A 17,746-nucleotide genomic window follows, 5' to 3' on the forward strand; every position below is an offset into this window, starting at 1 on the left:
CTCAGAACGAGGAAATCCGCATGACAGACGCTCAGGCACCTCTCGAGCCAGCACGCCAGCAAGGCCAGCCGATCCTTGATCGGCTGGCCTTCGAGCAATTCACGGCGACCCATCGCCGGGAGCTCAAGCTCCACTGTTATCGCATGATGGGCTCGCTCCACGAGGCAGACGACCTCGTCCAGGATACATTTCTTCGCGCTTGGCGTGCGAGGTCGGAGTTCGATGGGCGGGGTTCGGTTCGCGGTTGGCTCTACACGATCGCGACCAACGGTTGCCTCAACGCCCTCAAGGCGAGGTCGAGGGCGGATCGCATTCTCCAGCAGCCCGGACAACCGCCCTCCCACGGGCATGCAACAGGCGGACCCGTCGCCGAGGTCGCCTGGCTGGAGCCTTACCCAGACGCGGAGCTTCCAGATCTCGTTGATGGCGACCCTGGTCCGGAAGCACGGTATGAAACCCGCGAAGCGGTACAGCTCGCCTTCGTTGCTGCGATTCAGGTTCTACCGCCCAGGCAGCGGGCCTCCCTGCTGCTTTCCGACGTCTTGGGGTGGTCGGCTGTCGAGACGGCACATTTGCTGGGCGGCTCGACCGCGTCGATCAACAGCGCGTTACAGCGGGCCCGCGCAACCCTAGCGGCGCGATATCCTCAGGGACGTCCCATGCGTCGGTCGCAGCCGAATCCCGAAGAAGGCCTGCTGCTCGAACGCTACATGCAGGCCTGGGAGGCCGCCAATCTCGACGGCTTCATCGAACTCCTGCGTAAGGACGCCACCTATCACATGCCGCCCTGGCGGGAATGGTACCAAGGACGCGAGGCGATCCGTGGTTTCTTCGATACCGTCTGGGCCAATTTTGGCGGCTTTCGCACGGTGGCAATCGGGGCCAACGCCCAGCCAGCGGTCGCAGTCTATGCCCGCAGCCACCACGACGCTACGTGGCGAGCCCATTCTCTGCACGTAATCGAGCCTGCCGAGGACGGAATCGCTTCTCTGACGGTTTATGTGGGGCCACTTGGCCCCCAATTGTTTCCAGCCTTCGGCCTGCCGCCAGCCTAGCCAGGCACCATCGCTGGGAAGGAATGCCCGGGAGAAACTGGGGATCATCGATCTGCGCGAGCAGACCTGCACCTTGAGAATTGACCCGTTCATATTCCGACATTCGGCGGCCAGGCATCATTGCGCTTGGCCACCATTTGTCGCGTCAGTTCGCACGGGCGCGGTGAGCGGCCTGCTTTGCGCGATTGCCACAAACCGCCATGCTGCACCACCGCCGCTTCTTGCCGCGCGTACGGTCGATGAAGAGGAGTGTGCAATTGTGACCTTCGCAGGCTTTGATATCCGAGAATTCCTCGGTGCAGACAAGCTCCCCCATCGCTTCCGCCACAGGAGACAAAAGGGCATCCGGCGATTTCCACTGGCGCTCCGTGCTCCAGCGTAATCCGGTCGCGCCTTTCTGCTCTTCCGCGGTCACGATTTGGCGGAATTGTTCGTCCCGCGCCAGCAGACGGTTTAACGGTTCGAGCTGCTCAAGCGCGCTTGTATCAAGAGGCTTTCCTTTGTGTTCCCTGACGAAACCGCGGAACCATTCGCGCAGCGAACGCGCCTGCGCCGCCAGCGAGTCAAGTTCCCCGGGCATAGCGTTCTTGGCGATAGACTGGAGTCTCCGCTCCGGAACGAGACCGGCCTCGCCAAGCCATTGGATGAGCCCTTCGCCGTCGTTAAGCCACTCGAAAGGCTCGTCGACCGGCGTCGCCAAGGAATTTAGAAAATCAAGACCAGCGGCATCCGCGACGAAGATTGCTGGAGGGTTATGTTCGGTCATATCGCACCTCAACTTGCACCTTTTTCATGCTATGATCGCCCTGCCCATCCTTCAGCGAAGCATCACCCCACCTTAGTTAATGCAATAACCTTTTAAAATCCAGTGGAATGGTTATTATTATTTTGCCGCCGATGCTGTTTCGCGCCGGCGCTTGTCCTTTTTGCCACATGGGCACTTTTGAATGATACGGAGGAAATTAATGGTAGAGCGAAAACCGACCGTCGAGCGGCTCAGTCTCTTTTCTGATGGCGTGTTTGCAATCATCATCACCATTCTCGTCCTGGAGCTTCGGCCGCCGCATGAAGCTAGTTTTGCTGCGTTAAGTGAACTCTGGCCGGAGGGTTTGAGCTATGCGGTCAGTTATTGGTTCCTGGCCGTGGTATGGATCAATCATCATCACCTGCTCCGCTTTGCCGAGATCGCAACTCCGCGGCTTATCTGGAGCAATTTCGCGCATCTATTCTCTGTCTCGCTCATCCCTTTCACGACTGCATGGATCGCCGACAGCAAACTCGGCTCCGCGCCGGTGACGCTTTACGCCCTAGTTTTCGTTGCCGTGAACGCGACATATCTTGCGCTGTGTTGGGAAGCCGTGGACCGCCCGTCAAATGAGAATTCGTCCGATCGTATCAGGCGGATGATGCGGATGCGTTCGCTTGCAACGATCATCCTGTTCCTGATCGCCGCATTGATCGCAGTCTGGTTTCCCGTGCTTGGCTTGGGCATTATTGTTTTTTGTCTGTTGCTGTACGTTCGACCCGATGTTTCCGAGGTGAGTACCTAACAAATTCACGGCTCGAGTAGCCTTATCATGGCGCCGAGGCGCTGGCCCAGAGACAGGGTCTTTACTGGAACCGCGTGAGGAACGGCCGATGACGACGACGGAAAAAAGGGCGACAATAATATTGGTACACGGGGCGTGGGCCGACGGCTCAAGCTGGGCAAATGTGATACCGCCTTTGCGCGACCTCGGCTTCGAGGTCTTGGCGGCGCCGATCCCAATGACTTCCCTTGGCGATGATGTGGCCGCGCTGACGAGATACCTCGACCGGGCTTCGGCGCCTGTTGTCCTCGCGGGACATGCCTATGCCGGTGCCGTCGTTTCGTCCATCGACGACAAGCGCGTCAGGTCAGTCGTTCTGGTGGCGGCTCTTGCTCCGGCGAAAGGCGAAACGGTAGCCGATGTGTTCTACCGGGAGGAGCCGCATCCGCAAGCGCCGCAGTTGGCACCCGATACCCACGGCTTCATATGGATGCCGGAGGAAGGGTTTCAGAACGCTTTTGCGCAGAATGCAAAGGCCGAAACAAAAAAGATCCTCTCGGCGATTCAGCGGCCGATTGCAGTGGCCTGCATTCAGGAAGCTGTCACCCACACCAACTGGAGCGACAAGCCAAGCTGGTATTTGCTGGCGGAAGAGGATCGGATGATAAAGCCTACGATCCAGCGCTTCATGGCAGAACGAATGGGCGCCCGGATCCGCTCTGTTGCGGCCGATCATACGCCATCGATCACCGAGCCGCGTGCGGTCGTGGAGATCATCGCGGAAGCGGTTACCCATCACGAGATTCCGAAGCACGGATCTTTAGCCTGACGGCTGCACATTGATTTATTCCATCTAGAGAAACGATCCATTTCGCAAAGCTCCCATTGTGACAATATAACCGTTAAGTTATTGTTAGAGCGGTTACTTAGCGGTCATTGAGAGGAGTGACGCCATGGCGAAGACGAGATACAAGTTTGCTGAAGTAGACGGCCTCGACATATTTTACCGGGAGGCGGGAGCGCAGGAGTCGCCGGCTATTCTGCTGCTTCATGGGTTTCCGAGCGGCAGCCATATGTTTCGCGACCTCATCCCACTCCTGGGGACTGATTTCCGGGTCGTCGCACCGGATTTGCCGGGATTCGGGCGTTCAGCAATGCCGGAACCGGGCGCGTTTACCTATACGTTCGAGAAGCTCGCGGAGGTGATCTCAGGATTTACCGAGGCAGTGGGGCTCAAGCGCTTCGCCATCTATGTTTTTGACTATGGCGCACCCGTGGGATTTCGCGTGGCTTTAAAACATCCCGACCGGGTCACGGCGATCATCTCTCAAAACGGCAATGCCTATGACGAGGGCCTCAGCAGCGGCTGGGATTCGATGCGCGCCTACTGGCAAGCGCCGACACCCGAGTTTCGCGAGTCGCTGCGCGCGGCCTTCACACCGTCCGCGACCCGCTACCAGTATGAACACGGTGTCGACGATCCGTCCCTGGTCAGCCCCGACGGGCAGAACCTGGATAATTTCTATCTTGCGCGGCCGGGCGCCGAAGAGCCCCAATTGGACTATTTTACCGACTATGGCAGCAATGTCGCCTTGTACCCTGAGATCCAGCGATATCTTCGGGAGCATCAACCACCGCTCTTGGTGGTATGGGGCGAGAGGGACCCTTATTTCCTACCGGCGGGGGCGCTGGCTTTCCGGCGCGACCTGCCGGATGCACGTGTGACGTTCTTCCCAACGGGCCACTTCGCGCTCGAGACCCATGCCGATGAGATTGCCGCCGAGATCATGGAATTCCTGACAGGAAAGGCAGGCATTGCGACGCGCGGCGCCGGCATCGCAGCAACCTGATTGCCATGGATCAATCTCTACACTTGAAAGGACAGATCAAATGACAAACCGACGTATGATTTTGAGCGGCTTCTTTTTCAATCCGCAGGGCGACCATCGGATGTCATGGCGCCATCCGGCCGCGCCGGGTCGGGACATCTTCGGTCTCCAATATTTTCGGGAACTTGCAGACGCAGCAGAACGTGCCAAGCTGGACGCGATTTTCCTGGCGGATCACGTCGCAATCTGGGACAGCTACGAAAGCAACGTTGCCCACTATGCCAATGCGCGCCTGGAACCGTTGACGCTCCTGTCGGCACTTGCTGCCGTAACCAAAGACATAGGGCTGATTGCAACAGCATCGGCGTCCTACACCGAACCTTACAACCTTGCTCGAACCTTCGCTTCACTCGACTATATCAGCAATGGCCGTGCGGCTTGGAACGTGGTCACATCGGGGATGAACGAGGAGGCGATGAATTTCGGCCGCGACGGCAACATCGAGCATGCGTTCCGTTATGAAAGAGCTGCCGAATTCCTTGAGACGGCAAAGGCGCTTTGGGACAGCATCGAAGATGAAGCTCTCCTTTTCGACAAGCAATCGGGGTTCTTTGCCAACCCGGCTTTGGTGCACCGGATTGATCATCAAGGCAAACATTTCAAGGTGCGCGGTCCGCTCAACGTGCCCCGACCGCCGCAGGGGTATCCGGTCATCGTGCAGGCCGGCTCATCGAGGGACGGCAAGGATCTCGCTGCCAGGCATGCAGAGATCAATTTCTCCCTGGCGCGGTCGATCGAGGAAGGCAAGAAGAACCGGGCTGAATTCGACGATCGGCTGGCTCAATACGGCAGAACACCAGACAGTCTCAAGATTCTGCCGGGAATCCTGCCCATCGTGGCCGCATCGCTTTCCGAAGCCGAGGAGAAGCGCGACTTCTTGGAAAGCCTGACGCCACCTCGGCTGGCGATCGACCTGGTTTCGAGCTGGGTCGGCATGGATCTCTCCGGCTATCCGGTCGACGGACCTGTTCCGGAACTGCCAGACGAAAGCACGTTCGACGGGCAGCGAACAAACCTCGTGCGGGTCAAGACGATGGCGGCGCAGGGAATGACGATCCGGCAAATTGCAAGTCAAGTCGCCAAGGCTGGAACGGCTCCGATGATGTCCGGCACGCCGAAGCAGATTGCAGATGAGATGGAAGCCTGGTTCACCGAAGGTGCTGCGGACGGCTTCAACCTGATGTTCCCGGTCCTGCCCGAGGATTGGACGAACTTTTGCCGGGACGTGGTTCCCGAGCTGCAAGGCCGCGGTCTGGTGCAGACGGAATACAAGCCGGGGACGTTGCGAGACAAGTTGGGCCTGAAGCGCCCGTTGAATTCCCTCTCACGAAGCGCATGACTGGCGTGACCGCGCGTCATCACAATGTTAGGCCGGGGTCGAGCTAGACCCCGACCATTTGCGATAGAGGGAATGGAAAACAGGCGGCGCCTGAAAATGCACAAGCCACTGCGCGCACGCCTTGGATCCCCCGCCGAGCTGTGATCCTTCGTTCTTGGAACGTAGATCGTTGCGCTGCACCGCAATAAAAGCAAACACTTTGTTGACTTGTTTGGGAACGATCGGACGCGGTGAGCCTGCTAAAGCGTTGGGAAACCGAGACCGTGAACAAGGATTGCAACATGGACGCAAACGGAGAATGGTTGCGGACGCTGATCCAGAATAGCGATATTTTAGGCCAGGGCTCCATCGCACCCGATTTTACATTACCGGATGTTTTCGGCGCAAACGTCTCGCTTTACGACCGTTTGAAAGGCGGAGCGGTCGTTCTGATGTTCCATCGCGGCACTTTCAGCAGCCCGTATAGTCATCTTCAGCTTGCCGCATACCAAGAGGCGTTGCCGGAGATCACCCTCGCGGGCGGTCAGATCGTGGCAGTTTCGCAGCAATTGCCGGATCGGAATATCAAGGTCATGGAGCACCACGGACTGACGTTCGACTTGCTCAGCGATGCCGGCAATGAAGTCGCGCGCAATTTCGGCTTGCTTTACAGCGCCCAGGATGATTTTCGACGCAGGGTGGGAACGCCAGCCGCAGATTTAACGTCCTCGGACAGGAACAATGCCGGCGAGTTTCCGATAGCGGCGACCTTCGTAATCAGCCCGACAAAAACGATAACTGCATCATTCATCGAGGCTGATATCAGAAAGTGCCCGAGCCCTAAGCAGATTGTCTCAGCGTTAGAGGCCGCTTACGAGTTGATGCCCTAACCATAGGCCCGGACGCTGAGGAGAATGCGGCTTTCTTAGACCGGTTCAAGGTAGCTCTCCCACGCGTCGATCGATACGGACAACGACGGATCTGCGTCGTCGCCCCAAAGTTCCTGTCCGGAGAATACCACTGTGTAGACCCATTGCGGGTTGGCGCCGCGACCATGGGCGTTGTCATCCGGGAACGCATAAGCCCCTTGAATGGCCTGAACTACCCCACGCTTCGCGCGCGCATACCGTGGGAGCCTGGTATGCCCGAGCGGATTGATGTTTCGTGTTCGAACCTTATCGCCAACCTGATAGACGGCGGGAGACGACACCGGTAGCTCGCTCGGCCCTGCGAATAGCATGTCGTCAACCGATGAAGGCCGCAGGATGTCTCCGATCGGCCTCCTGCCGCCGTGTTCCAACGCTCCATGGAAAAGTTCCGCCTCGGTCGCAAAACCTTCGCGCGCCAGCAAGAAATCAAGACCTCGGATCCAGATCTCGTAGTAGCTCGCGCTTAGATAATCCGGTGGCGGTATGAGTTCGTAGGCGTGCCGATTTTCATCCAGCGTCCAGGCGCCGAGACAGGCCGCACATAGCGACACACCCAAGGCCCGCTTCTCCCACTCGGCGTGGAAGACAGGCTCGTCCGGTTCAGGCTTGATAGGACCAAAACCCATCAGACCCCCGAGATCGTGTGGACCGTTCATCGAATCTGCTCCGGCAGACGCACGATTGCGGTTCCAATCATTGCATCGCGGCTGACAAGAGCAGCGAGCGCCTCCTCGGATAAACCTTCAGTTCCAGCCGGCCGCTCCGGTATGACCAGATACCGCAGTTCTGCGGTTGAATCCCATACCCGTATCTTCTTTTCGGCGGGGAGGTCGACGCCGAATTCAGCAAGGACCGATCTCGGATCGATCACCGCCCGGGACCGATAGGCCGGCGATTTATACCAGACAGGCGGGAGCCCGAGCACCGCCCAGGGGTAACAGGAGCACAGCGTGCAGACCACCAGATTGTGAACCTCCGGCGTGTTGAAAATGGCGCGCATGCGCGTACCGTGTCGCTCGCCAAACCCCAGGCTTACGATTGCATGCGTTGCGTCTCGCGCGAGCCATTCGGCATACGTCGGATCTATCCACGCCCGGGCGACGACAGCAGCTCCGTTCCTTGGACCGACTTTTGTCTCGTAGGTATCAATGATCCTGTCGACGGCAGCTGGGTCAATCAGACCTTTGCGGGTGAGGAGAGTCTCGAGGGCGCGCACCCTCGCCTGCATGTCCGAATAGTGGCTGTCATGTTCGTGATGGAGGTGATCGTCGTGGTCGTGATCCATCGCGTCCAAATCCTCTCCGCTGTCTGAATATTCTGCGAACGAGGATTGTGCTGCTGGTTGCCGGCGCCCGCAAGTCTCCTATGCGGAGACGTTTGTTGACGAGATTCATATCGATCCAGCTGCGATCTCGCCATACCAGCGTTGAAGGCGCGAAGATGTCTGCAACCAATCTTTGAGACTAGCCGCTCGTGCGATCCCGTTGCTCTAAGGCCAGCGGCCAGATGTCGGAACGATCTCACGCGGAACTCAAATGCCAAATCGTATAGGGACGTTCGGGATGACAAACTCAGTCGCAATCGTAACAGGGGCAAGCTCGGGCATCGGCGAGGCGACGGCAATCAGGCTCGCACAGGACTTCTCGGCTGTTGTTATCGCCGCGCGTGGTGGCGAAAACCTGAAGAGGGTCGCCGAAGAGATTCGTGCTGCTGGCGCAGAAGCCTTACCACTTGAATTGGATCTCGCAGAAGCGGCAGCCGCCGATACCGCGGTCAACGAGACGCTGAAGACGTTCGGACAGATCGATGCTCTGCTAAACATCGCCGGCGCGGTACCCGGCATTGATCTCTTCCAATTGTCCGATCAACAATGGAATACGGCACTCGAGCTCAAATTCCATGGCGCAAGGCGCCTGACCCTTCGGGCATGGGACGCACTGAAGGCGTCAAAAGGGGCCGTCGTCTTCACGTCCGGCACGGGTGCCGAACAGCCGAATGCAGCGACCGCTGCGATCGGCACCATTAATGCGGCGATCGAAGCCCTTGCAAAAGCTTTTTCCGAACGAGGCCTCAAGGATGGCGTTCAGGTAAACAGCGTTTCCCCCGGTCCGGTCATGACCATTCGGCGCCAGGGACTGATCGAGAAAGCGGCGGCGGCCAATGGTATCTCGGTAGATGCGGCCAAAGCTAAATTCCTGGAGCAGGCCGGGATTGCCCGATTTGGCGAAGCTGAGGAAATTGCGGAGCTTCTGGCCTTCGTCGTTTCGCCAAAAGCACGTTGGTTGACGGGCACCATCCTGCGGATGGACGGAGGGGAGATCAAGACCGTCTGATGGGAAATCTTTCGAAGGCGCATGATGCACCAGTCGGAGGATCGCCCTGCCGCGGAACGCCGCGGCAGGGCAGTTCAACTCTGCCCTGCAGCACGAGATCACTCGTGTAGACCATGATGATATGGTGAGGTATGTTTATTTAGAAGTGCCTTATGAACAATGAGCATCCCGGCAGCGTTTCTTTATCAGGAGGAATGTCCAATGAAGAATTTGCAAAACCGACAGGTCAAACAGCCAGGCCCGCGCGAGCTGGACGTGGAACAGCATTGCAAAAAACACGGTGTTGACGCCGCCGAAGCCAAGAAGCTGGTCAAGCTTTTAGGTCGGCACGCTCCGCTTCACGAGCTACATGCTAACGCACCGCCGAAACAACCTCGTTGGCGGTAGTATTTTCCCGAGCTATCGATGGCCGAACGTGATCACGGTTCAAAGATCGACCTTGGCGTTTCGCCCGTGTCCGGCTTTGCGCTTGAGACATAATCGCGGCCTCAAAACACTGCGTAGTCCAGCGTCCAATCCTCACCTGCTCGTCACGCTTCGTTCGCACTTCCTCCCTCAGCGGAAGGCGAATTGACGAACCGGATGCACTAGCATCCGCCGAGGTGTACAATCATGCATGGATAAGCAACTCGTAGAGCAATATCTGAAACTAGCGAAGCAGCATGTGGCCCAAGGCCGCAGACATATTACGCGGCAAAAGCAAATCATTTTCGTACTTACGCGTGGCCAACAGGACACCTCGCAAGCCCGTGGGCTCCTATCGACCTTTGAGGAATTGCAACTGATGCATGTTGCCGAACGGAACCGTCTCCAAAAGGAGTTGGAGTGGATGAGGAGGCATGATCGGGTGACGGAGCGCTATGAACAGACGGAGACCGAGGCGGGATAGGGCTTCGTCTCCACCTTGCAAAGACCTGGCCTGCTACCCATTTAATGCCGTGAAGGCTGCGAGACCGGCGAATTTGTATCGCATCGAAGCCGACGCTTCGCTGGAACGACGGCAAGAGCGTCAGTCTGCAGCCATTGTGCCCGCAGCTTATTTGCATGATGGGCATTCCCGCCATTTCTTATCGTTTACGCTGACCAAACGGTCGGCGAAGGATTTCTATTGAGCAAACCAAACATCGCTGCCGCGCCCGCGGCGGTGAAGCCGCGCGAGCGCGATGAGGCCGTAAACCGGCCAGACAAAAACTGGAAACCGTATCCCTGCCTTCTCACACGCCGAGAACTGCAGGAATTGATCGCCGAGCAGCTCGGCTGATCGGCAACCACTTTAGCAATAGCAACAACAAGGAGAACAGAATGCAAGTTCTGGTTAGAGACAATAATGTCGAGCAGGCAATCAGGGCGCTGAAAAAAAAGATGCAGCGCGAAGGGCTGTTCCGAGAGTTGAAGGCGCGACGAGCTTACGAGAAGCCCTCAGAACGCCGCATCCGGGAAAAAGCACAGGCAATCAGCAGACATCGCAAGGCTGCTCGGAAGAAGATGCAGCGAGAGGGCCTTATTGCCACTTCTAAACGAAGATCATCGGCACGATAAAGAAACACCGCCGGTGCCGCCCTTCAATGTGGCGGCCCACGGTTGAAGGAAGGGTTGAATGATGGATGAGTTTGTATAGCGTGACGGTTTCCGAAGAACGGCTTGAGGATTGCCGTGATGTCATTGAGCCTGACTTGCAAGACTTGATTGAACGAACGATCGGCTCCGGCTTCTCCCGTGAAGAGGTATTGATCGCGATCAGCGAATTGACGGCCGAGGATTTTGCCGCGGTCGCGAAGCTTCCGAGCGTCCACTAGGGCGTCGGACCCGGGAATGCGGCAGTCGCAGCGGACGCCGGCATATCCAAGGATCTCGTCACCATGACGCCGGGCAACCGGCCTGACATTCCGCCGATCGATCATCTTGGCTTCCTCGACGCGCTGACAGGAATTTTCTTCAATGAGCAGCAGCGCACCGCCTATGCCGAGGCGCTCGTGCGTGGTGGAACGCTGGTAACAGTGCAGGACATGAACCAGGCGCAACACGATGCCGCCTTGGAAATCCTCACTGAGAAAGGCCAAATCGATCTGGACGAAAAGGACCGCCATGGTTGACGGTCAACCTGATCGCAGCGCATCCGCCTCGTGAACTGCAGCTACCATTTGATGCGATAATCCACTCGTACATCGCCCGCCGGGATCAACGTCAGGGGATCGCTGAGCGAAGCGGTAAGATTGAGATTGGGCGCGATCGGCTGCTTGAACGCTAACGTGCTGGAAAAGGCGCCATTGAGGTCCGTCACCGCGCCGCTCGCCGAGATCGATGTTCCCGTCCAAGGAAAAATCATCGTCACCGCCTGCGAAGCGGTGACGGAAGCCGGCGCGGCCTGCGTCGTCACATAGCTCACGTTCAGCGAACGCAACGTCTGCATGTCGAGATTTTCCGAAAGGATCCAGTTTCGCGAGCGGCCAAGATATAAAGTTCCGCTGCCCTTCAGCGTGTCCAGCCGCACCGCGACCTCTCGCCGCGATTCGCTCGCAAAATTGCTATGATCGTCGACCGCTTTTCCCCATAGCGTGGCGAGTTCGGAACCGGTTAGGATCTTTCCTCCGGTCGCGCTTCCAAGACCGATATCGGCGCCAGCGCTCATTTCCCAGGCCATAGGCAGTCGAAAGCCGATTGTTGTCTGGTAGGTCCGCGGAGCTACCTTTGCCGGTGACCAGATCACGAGATCGCTCGCACCAGCCGTCTGGAAAAGCGATGCCGTGCATATAAGAACACAAAGAAAAGTGCGCGCTAGAACGAATATCATCACGAAACCCAATTGTGCTTAGTCAGCGACACGTGAGAGCGCTGCATCGACAGCCGAACACAATGCGAAAATCGCATTTCGGCTTCGGATTGATTTGGTTGATAAGCGCCCATCAGGGATGCGCAGCCTGCCTTTTTGGCATTTTGCACCGCCGCCGCGCGAGACAAATTTCTGCGCGCATCAAGCAACTCACAGGTATAACCGTCCCATTCAAGGAATGGCTTGTAAACCCCATCGACTCAAGTTTTTTGCTGCGATGCACATTTGCCGCACTTGGCTCCTCTTGGCGAGGCATCACGGTTGAGCGGTCCCTATCTCCTGCCCTCCGGGCCATCGCCGAGGTAGGCATCGCTAGCTAATCCTGCGCAGGAACACGTTCGACAAGTCAGGATTCTGCTTCCGAAGTGACAAATCTGGGCGGAAACCCGATCGCTCTCTATTTGCTGTAAAGGGCTCTCGACCTCTCCAGGTGCTTCAGCACCGCTGCTTCCGCGCCGTCGGCATCGTGGACGGACAGCCGCTCCAATATTTCTTCATGTTCGACAAGCGTGAACTTTTCCTTGCCCGTCCAGATGAGCATCTCCGTATGGTAGGTCTTTAGCCACGCCAGCATTGCCTCGCTGACGGCAACGAAGATCGGATTTCCGGAAATCTGAGCGATCCGCGTATGAAACTGCATATCAGCCGAAATGAAGTCTTCGGCATGCCCCAGAGATTTGCGCTGACGCTCGATAATATCTCTGAGATCAGCAATATCTTTCTGGGTTGCACGCGGTGCAGCCTCTCGAGCCATACCGCGCTCGAAGAATATGCGCGCGCTCTTCAGATGTTCGAGAGAGTCTGAAGACTGGGACAGCATGATCTTCGCGGTCAAATCAACCTGCCGGAAAATCGATTTCGCAGTCAGTTGAAGGACCTTTGCGCGCTCACCATGCGAGATGCTGACCAATCCCATGCTGGCGAGGGATTGCATCGCTTCGCGTATCGCCGGGCGCCCTACACCGAAGCGCTCCATGAGAACACGCTCTGACGGCATCTCGTCGCCTGGCTTGAGTTCTCCCGACGTGATCAACCGCTCTAACCGGTCGAATACTTCGTCAGAGAGCTTCCGACGTACAATCTGTTCGATTGGCTGGCTCATGACATCTCGCTGGCTCAAAGCTTTTCTCCCTTATGCAATTTCGAATAGCGCTGAGAAAGCCCGTTCAGAACGACTGAGGGCCTCCTGAACAAAAAAATCGTTGCACAAGTTGGAATACTCATTATACCAGATCACGAGTTGACGCCACGACAAAATCGCCGGCGAGAGGAGCAACCTGCTGCTTATGAACATTACCATCACCTACCGAATCGAAACGCCCGGCCAGATCGAGGCGATGGCTGACAAGATCGCCAGCGATCAGTCGACGGGCACGTTTGTGCCGGTTCCAGGCGAGACGGAAGAGCTGAAATCGCGGGTGGCTGCGCGGGTCCTGGACATTCGCCGGCTCGAGGATGCGGAACGGCCGACATGGCCGGAAGTTGCCGCGGACCATGGTCCCCTTCGTCGCGCCCACGTCGATATCGCCTTTCCGCTCGATGCCATCGGCACCGATCTTTCAGCCCTGATGACGATTGCGATCGGCGGCGTCTACTCGATCAAAGGCATGACGGGCATCCGTATCGTCGACATGAAGCTGCCGGAGGCCTTTCGCGGCGCTCATCCAGGTCCGCAATTCGGTGTTGCCGGCAGCAAGCGCCTGACGGGCGTCGATGGACGTCCCATCATCGGCACGATCGTCAAGCCGGCGCTCGGTCTTCGCCCTGCCGAGACGGCCGAACTGGTCGGCGAGCTCGTCACCTCCGGCGTCGATTTCATCAAGGACGACGAAAAGCTGATGAGCCCTTCCTACTCGCCTCTTAAGGAGCGTGTCGAGGCGATCATGCCGCTGATCCTCGATCACGAACAGAAGACCGGGAAAAAGGTAATGTATGCCTTCGGCATTTCCCACGCCGATCCCGACGAGATGATGCGCAACCACGACCTGGTCTTGAAGGCCGGCGGCAATTGCGCCGTCGTCAACATCAATTCCATCGGTTTTGGTGGCATGAGCTTCCTTCGCAAGCGCTCGGGACTGGTGCTGCACGCCCATCGCAACGGCTGGGATGTGCTTACGCGCCATCCCGGCGCCGGCATGGATTTCAAGGTCTATCAGCAATTCTGGCGGCTGCTCGGCGTCGACCAGTTCCAGATCAACGGCATCCGGGTCAAATATTGGGAACCGGACGAAAGCTTCGTCGAGTCCTTCAAGGCGATCAGCACGCCGCTGTTCGATCCGTCCGATTGCCCGCTTCCTGTTGCAGGCTCGGGTCAATGGGGTGGCCAGGCCCCGGAAACCTATCAGCGGACTGGCCGGACCACCGATTTGCTCTACCTCTGCGGTGGCGGCATCGTCAGCCATCCCTTCGGACCGGCCGCCGGCGTTCGCGCGGTTCAGCAGGCGTGGCAGGCGGCGGTCGCGGACATCCCGCTCGAAGACTATGCCAAGGACCATCCGGAGCTCGCCGCTTCGATCGCGAAATTCAGCGATGGCAAGGGCGCGTAACGGCGATGAACGATCTTCTCATCAGCTATTACGGCGACGACTTCACCGGTTCTACCGATGTGATGGAGGCCTTGGCATCGAACGGTGTTCCGACGGTTCTTTTTCTCGGTATCCCCGATGCCGCGCTGTTGGGGCGTTTTAGCCAATGTCGAGCCATCGGCATTGCCGGAACAAGCCGTAGCGAGACCCCGGAATGGATGCAGCAGCATCTGACTCCGGCATTGCAATGGCTTAAGGGGCTTGGAGCGAAGATATGCCACTATAAGGTCTGCTCTACCTTCGATTCCAGCCCTCGGATCGGCAATATCGGCAAGGCGATCGAAATCGGCAGGGAGCTTTTTGCCCAGTCCTCCGTGCCGGTCGTCGTCGGCGCGCCGCAGCTCAAACGCTACACCGCCTTCGGCCACCTCTTTGCCGCCTATCAGGGCAAGGTCTATCGCATTGATCGGCATCCGGTGATGAGCCGCCATCCGGTCACGCCGATGGACGAAGCCGATCTGGCACTGCATCTCGGGAGGCAGACTTCCCTTCCCGTCAGCCTCGTTGATCTGGTGAGCTTGACAGCTACGGATGCGGACCAGCGGGTCGACGAACGCGCGGCCGACGACGCCGGCATCATGCTGATCGACGTCGACAGCGCCGAAACGCAGGCCGCTGCCGGAAAACAGCTTTGGCGGCGCGCAATGAAAGACGGTCCATTCGTTGCCGGCTCTTCCGGCGTCGAATACGCGCTTCTCAATACCTGGCGCAACGAAGGTCTAATCGGGGAACGCCCCGATTTTGCCTTGCCGGGAAAGGTCGAACGCCTCGCGGTGGTTTCCGGTAGCGTTTCACCGACAACCGAACGGCAAATACGCAAGGCCATGACCGACGGTTTCGACGGTGTCGATGTCGATCCTCTGGCGATCATTGGCGAAAGCGCTGACCAGGCGATCGAAGATGCGATCAATGCCGGCATTGCCAGCCTGAAGGCGGGCCGCAGCGTCATCCTGCACACGGCGCTTGGTCCTTCGGCCGATCGCGGCGGCGCTATCGACCGTGTTCCCGGCGCCCGGCATCGGCTCGGACAAGCCCTTGGCATCATTCTGCGTCGCATCGTCGAAAGTGAAAAGCTCAGCCGTGCGGTCATTGCCGGTGGCGATACGTCGAGCCACGCACTGAAGGAACTGCGGGTGGAAGCACTGACCACATTGCTTCCCCTTCCTCAGACGCCCGGCTCGCCGCTCTGCGTGGCCCATGGCAGCTACGCACCGACCAATGGACTGCAGATCGCGCTGAAGGGCGGACAGGTCGGGACCGACGAGTATTTCTCGCAGATCCGGGATGGAAGAAGCGCTTAGAAAATGAGCGTGATGCCACTCAAGATGATGGCGTGCTCATTGACTCATCATACCACTTGCGATACCACAATTTGAAAATCGACGAGGTAGAAAACATGACTGCAATTGCTCTTTTCGGTGCCGGCGGAAAAATGGGGTACCGGCTTTCCAAAAATCTGAAGGGTTCGCGCTTCGATGTCCGTCATGTCGAAGTGAGCGATGCCGGCAAGGCCCGCCTGAAGAACGATCTCGGTGTGTCATGCGTGCCTGTGGACGACGCCCTTAACGGTGCCGAGGTGGTCATTCTCGCCGTTCCGGACACGGCTATCGGCAAGGTTGCCGCCGCGATCGTCGACAAGCTGAAGCCGGGGACAATGGTAATCGCCCTTGACGCCGCGGCCCCCTTTGCGGGCCATCTGCCGAAGCGTGACGACCTGACCTATTTCGTCACCCATCCCTGCCATCCGCCGATCTTCAACGACGAAACCGATATGCAGGCGAAGAACGACCACTTCGGCGGTCTGTTCGCCAAGCAGCACATCGTGTCCGCGCTGATGCAGGGGCCGGAAGGTGCCTATGCGCTCGGGGAGGAGATCGCCAAGGTCATCTGGGCGCCGGTCATGCGCTCGCACCGGGTCACCGTCGAGCAGATGGCGATGCTCGAACCGGGGCTGTCAGAAACTGTCTGCGCATCGCTGCTTGTCGTGATGCGGCAAGCCATGGACGAGTGTGTAGCGCGCGGCGTACCGGAACAGGCCGCTCGCGATTTCCTGCTCGGCCACATGAACGTCCTCGGCGCTGTGATCTTCAACGAGGTCGAGGGTGTGTTTTCAGATGCCTGCAACAAGGCGATCGAATTCGGCATCCCCGCGCTGATGCGCGACGATTGGAAGAATGTCTTCGAGCCCCAGGAGATCGCAGACAGCATCCGTCGCATCACCTGAGCGAAATCCCGGGAGGGCCGGCCCCTCCCTTCTTCGCCCTACCGGGAATAGGGCCTGTTTCATAATCGGGAGGAAACCATGAAACTGACACGCAGACTGACGCTTGTCGCCTTTGCCGGCGCTCTTGGATTGGGCACCGCAATGCCTGCTTTCTCAGCAGATCTGATCGCCATCATCACGCCCGCGCATGACAATCCGTTCTTCAAGGCCGAAGCCGTCGGCGCCGAAGCCAAGGCGAAGGAATTGGGCTACGAAGCGCTCGTCATGACGCATGACGATGACGCCAACAAGCAGTCGGAAGTGATCGACACGGCGATCGGCCGCGGCGCCAAGGCCATCATCCTCGACAATGCCGGCGCCGACGCGACGGTCGCCGCGGTCAAGAAGGCCAAGGATGCCGGCATCCCCTCCTTCCTCATCGACCGCGAAATCAACGCCACCGGCGTCGCCGTCGCCCAGATCGTTTCCAACAACTATCAGGGCGCGCAGCTCGGCGCGCAGGAATTCGTCAAGCAGATGGGCGAAAAGGGCAATTATGTCGAGCTCGTAGGCAAGGAGTCCGACACCAATGCCGGCATCCGCTCGCAGGGCTATCACGACGTCATCGATGACTACCCGGATCTGAAACTGGTTGCCAAGCAATCGGCGAACTGGAGCCAGACGGAAGCCTATGCGAAGATGGAAACCATCTTGCAGGCGAACCCGGACATCAAGGGCGTGATTTCGGGTAACGACACTATGGCGATGGGCGCGATTGCCGCTCTTCAGGCCGCCGGCCGCAAGGATGTGATCGTCGTCGGCTTCGATGGCTCCAACGATGTGCGGGACTCGATCAAAGCCAGCGGCATCAAGGCGACCGTGCTGCAGCCTGCTTACGCGCAAGCCCAGATGGCGGTTCAGCAAGCCGATGCGTACATCAAGAATAAGACGGCCCCGAAGGAAGAGAAGCAGCTCATGGATTGCGTTCTCATCACGGCGGACAATGCCGACAAGCTTGAGACCTTCGCGCTAAAGAATTGACGGCGAACTGAGCACCGCGGAGGGCGTGGCGAAA

21 protein-coding genes are annotated in these 17,746 nt (G+C 58.3%); 16 read left to right on the forward strand and 5 right to left on the reverse strand.

What is annotated here, in order from left to right; genetic code table 11:
- Nucleotides 1–20: 20 nt before the first annotated feature.
- A complete protein-coding gene (locus tag FHT86_RS33350) occupies nucleotides 21–1,055 on the forward strand; it encodes an RNA polymerase subunit sigma-70 (RefSeq protein ID WP_133711199.1) in 1,035 nt (344 codons plus the stop codon).
- Nucleotides 1,056–1,200: 145 nt separating this feature from the next.
- On the opposite strand, the gene FHT86_RS33355 is transcribed toward FHT86_RS33350, so the two are convergent.
- Nucleotides 1,201–1,821 carry a CGNR zinc finger domain-containing protein gene (locus FHT86_RS33355; protein WP_133711200.1) on the reverse strand — a complete coding sequence of 207 codons (621 nt, stop codon included), beginning with the start codon at nucleotides 1,819–1,821 and terminating at the stop codon, nucleotides 1,201–1,203.
- A 199-nt stretch (nucleotides 1,822–2,020) separates the two neighbouring features.
- Between FHT86_RS33355 and FHT86_RS33360 the strand changes: the two genes are divergently transcribed.
- From FHT86_RS33360 to FHT86_RS33380, 5 genes are all read left to right on the forward strand, one after another.
- Complete coding sequence (locus FHT86_RS33360; protein WP_133711201.1) at nucleotides 2,021–2,605, forward strand: TMEM175 family protein; 585 nt, start codon at nucleotides 2,021–2,023, stop codon at nucleotides 2,603–2,605.
- 88 nt (nucleotides 2,606–2,693) lie between these two features.
- On the forward strand, nucleotides 2,694–3,413 hold the full coding sequence (locus tag FHT86_RS33365) for an alpha/beta fold hydrolase (protein WP_133711202.1): 720 nt from the start codon (nucleotides 2,694–2,696) through the stop codon (nucleotides 3,411–3,413).
- Nucleotides 3,414–3,537: 124 nt separating this feature from the next.
- A complete protein-coding gene (locus tag FHT86_RS33370) occupies nucleotides 3,538–4,434 on the forward strand; it encodes an alpha/beta fold hydrolase (RefSeq protein ID WP_133711203.1) in 897 nt (298 codons plus the stop codon).
- Nucleotides 4,435–4,474: 40 nt separating this feature from the next.
- The gene (locus FHT86_RS33375; RefSeq protein WP_133711204.1) at nucleotides 4,475–5,812 is read left to right on the forward strand and encodes an LLM class flavin-dependent oxidoreductase; all 1,338 of its coding nucleotides are present in this window, start codon (nucleotides 4,475–4,477) and stop codon (nucleotides 5,810–5,812) included.
- Nucleotides 5,813–6,114: 302 nt separating this feature from the next.
- Nucleotides 6,115–6,681: a peroxiredoxin-like family protein gene (locus FHT86_RS33380; RefSeq protein ID WP_183869003.1), complete on the forward strand. Its 567-nt coding sequence runs from the start codon at nucleotides 6,115–6,117 to the stop codon at nucleotides 6,679–6,681.
- A 35-nt stretch (nucleotides 6,682–6,716) separates the two neighbouring features.
- Here FHT86_RS33380 and nthB read toward each other — a convergent pair whose 3' ends face one another.
- Nucleotides 6,717–7,376: a nitrile hydratase subunit beta gene (gene nthB, locus FHT86_RS33385; protein ID WP_133711206.1), complete on the reverse strand. Its 660-nt coding sequence runs from the start codon at nucleotides 7,374–7,376 to the stop codon at nucleotides 6,717–6,719.
- Nucleotides 7,373–8,005 (reverse strand): nitrile hydratase subunit alpha, encoded by a 633-nt coding sequence (nthA, locus tag FHT86_RS33390; protein WP_133711289.1) that lies wholly within the window; start codon nucleotides 8,003–8,005, stop codon nucleotides 7,373–7,375. Before nthA ends, nthB begins: the two co-directional genes overlap by 4 nt.
- Before the next feature lie 277 nt (nucleotides 8,006–8,282).
- Here nthA and FHT86_RS33395 point away from each other — a divergent pair, with 277 nt between their 5' ends.
- The 6 genes from FHT86_RS33395 (at nucleotide 8,283) to FHT86_RS33420 (ending at nucleotide 11,146) form a co-directional block, all read left to right on the forward strand.
- A complete protein-coding gene (locus FHT86_RS33395; protein WP_133711207.1) occupies nucleotides 8,283–9,053 on the forward strand; it encodes an SDR family oxidoreductase in 771 nt (256 codons plus the stop codon).
- 201 nt (nucleotides 9,054–9,254) lie between these two features.
- Nucleotides 9,255–9,440 (forward strand): hypothetical protein, encoded by a 186-nt coding sequence (locus FHT86_RS33400; protein ID WP_133711208.1) that lies wholly within the window; start codon nucleotides 9,255–9,257, stop codon nucleotides 9,438–9,440.
- 721 nt (nucleotides 9,441–10,161) lie between these two features.
- Nucleotides 10,162–10,314 (forward strand): hypothetical protein, encoded by a 153-nt coding sequence (locus FHT86_RS33405; RefSeq protein ID WP_166657006.1) that lies wholly within the window; start codon nucleotides 10,162–10,164, stop codon nucleotides 10,312–10,314.
- 41 nt (nucleotides 10,315–10,355) lie between these two features.
- On the forward strand, nucleotides 10,356–10,592 hold the full coding sequence (rpsU, locus tag FHT86_RS33410; RefSeq protein WP_133711209.1) for a 30S ribosomal protein S21: 237 nt from the start codon (nucleotides 10,356–10,358) through the stop codon (nucleotides 10,590–10,592).
- Nucleotides 10,593–10,657: 65 nt separating this feature from the next.
- Complete coding sequence (locus FHT86_RS33415) at nucleotides 10,658–10,849, forward strand: hypothetical protein (RefSeq protein ID WP_133711210.1); 192 nt, start codon at nucleotides 10,658–10,660, stop codon at nucleotides 10,847–10,849.
- 63 nt (nucleotides 10,850–10,912) lie between these two features.
- Nucleotides 10,913–11,146: a hypothetical protein gene (locus FHT86_RS33420; RefSeq protein WP_183869005.1), complete on the forward strand. Its 234-nt coding sequence runs from the start codon at nucleotides 10,913–10,915 to the stop codon at nucleotides 11,144–11,146.
- Nucleotides 11,147–11,187: 41 nt separating this feature from the next.
- On the opposite strand, the gene FHT86_RS33425 is transcribed toward FHT86_RS33420, so the two are convergent.
- On the reverse strand, nucleotides 11,188–11,682 hold the full coding sequence (locus tag FHT86_RS33425) for a hypothetical protein (protein WP_246779781.1): 495 nt from the start codon (nucleotides 11,680–11,682) through the stop codon (nucleotides 11,188–11,190).
- 598 nt (nucleotides 11,683–12,280) lie between these two features.
- The gene (locus tag FHT86_RS33430) at nucleotides 12,281–12,985 is read right to left on the reverse strand and encodes a transcriptional regulator NanR (protein WP_133711211.1); all 705 of its coding nucleotides are present in this window, start codon (nucleotides 12,983–12,985) and stop codon (nucleotides 12,281–12,283) included.
- A 184-nt stretch (nucleotides 12,986–13,169) separates the two neighbouring features.
- On the opposite strand from FHT86_RS33430, the gene oiaX reads away from it, so the two are divergent.
- From oiaX to FHT86_RS33450, 4 genes are all read left to right on the forward strand, one after another.
- Nucleotides 13,170–14,429, forward strand: a complete 1,260-nt coding sequence (gene oiaX / locus FHT86_RS33435; RefSeq protein ID WP_133711212.1) for a 3-oxo-isoapionate-4-phosphate decarboxylase OiaX — start codon at nucleotides 13,170–13,172, stop codon at nucleotides 14,427–14,429.
- A 5-nt stretch (nucleotides 14,430–14,434) separates the two neighbouring features.
- Nucleotides 14,435–15,769, forward strand: a complete 1,335-nt coding sequence (locus FHT86_RS33440; protein ID WP_133711213.1) for a four-carbon acid sugar kinase family protein — start codon at nucleotides 14,435–14,437, stop codon at nucleotides 15,767–15,769.
- A 95-nt stretch (nucleotides 15,770–15,864) separates the two neighbouring features.
- Nucleotides 15,865–16,692 carry a phosphogluconate dehydrogenase C-terminal domain-containing protein gene (locus FHT86_RS33445; protein WP_133711214.1) on the forward strand — a complete coding sequence of 276 codons (828 nt, stop codon included), beginning with the start codon at nucleotides 15,865–15,867 and terminating at the stop codon, nucleotides 16,690–16,692.
- Nucleotides 16,693–16,770: 78 nt separating this feature from the next.
- Entirely contained in the window at nucleotides 16,771–17,712 is a 942-nt protein-coding gene (locus FHT86_RS33450; RefSeq protein ID WP_133711215.1) for a D-ribose ABC transporter substrate-binding protein, read from the forward strand.
- Nucleotides 17,713–17,746 lie beyond the last annotated feature (34 nt).

The sequence above is a fragment of the Rhizobium sp. BK313 genome, assembly GCF_014193655.1.
In the GTDB taxonomy this organism is placed as follows: Bacteria; Pseudomonadota; Alphaproteobacteria; order Rhizobiales; family Rhizobiaceae; genus Rhizobium.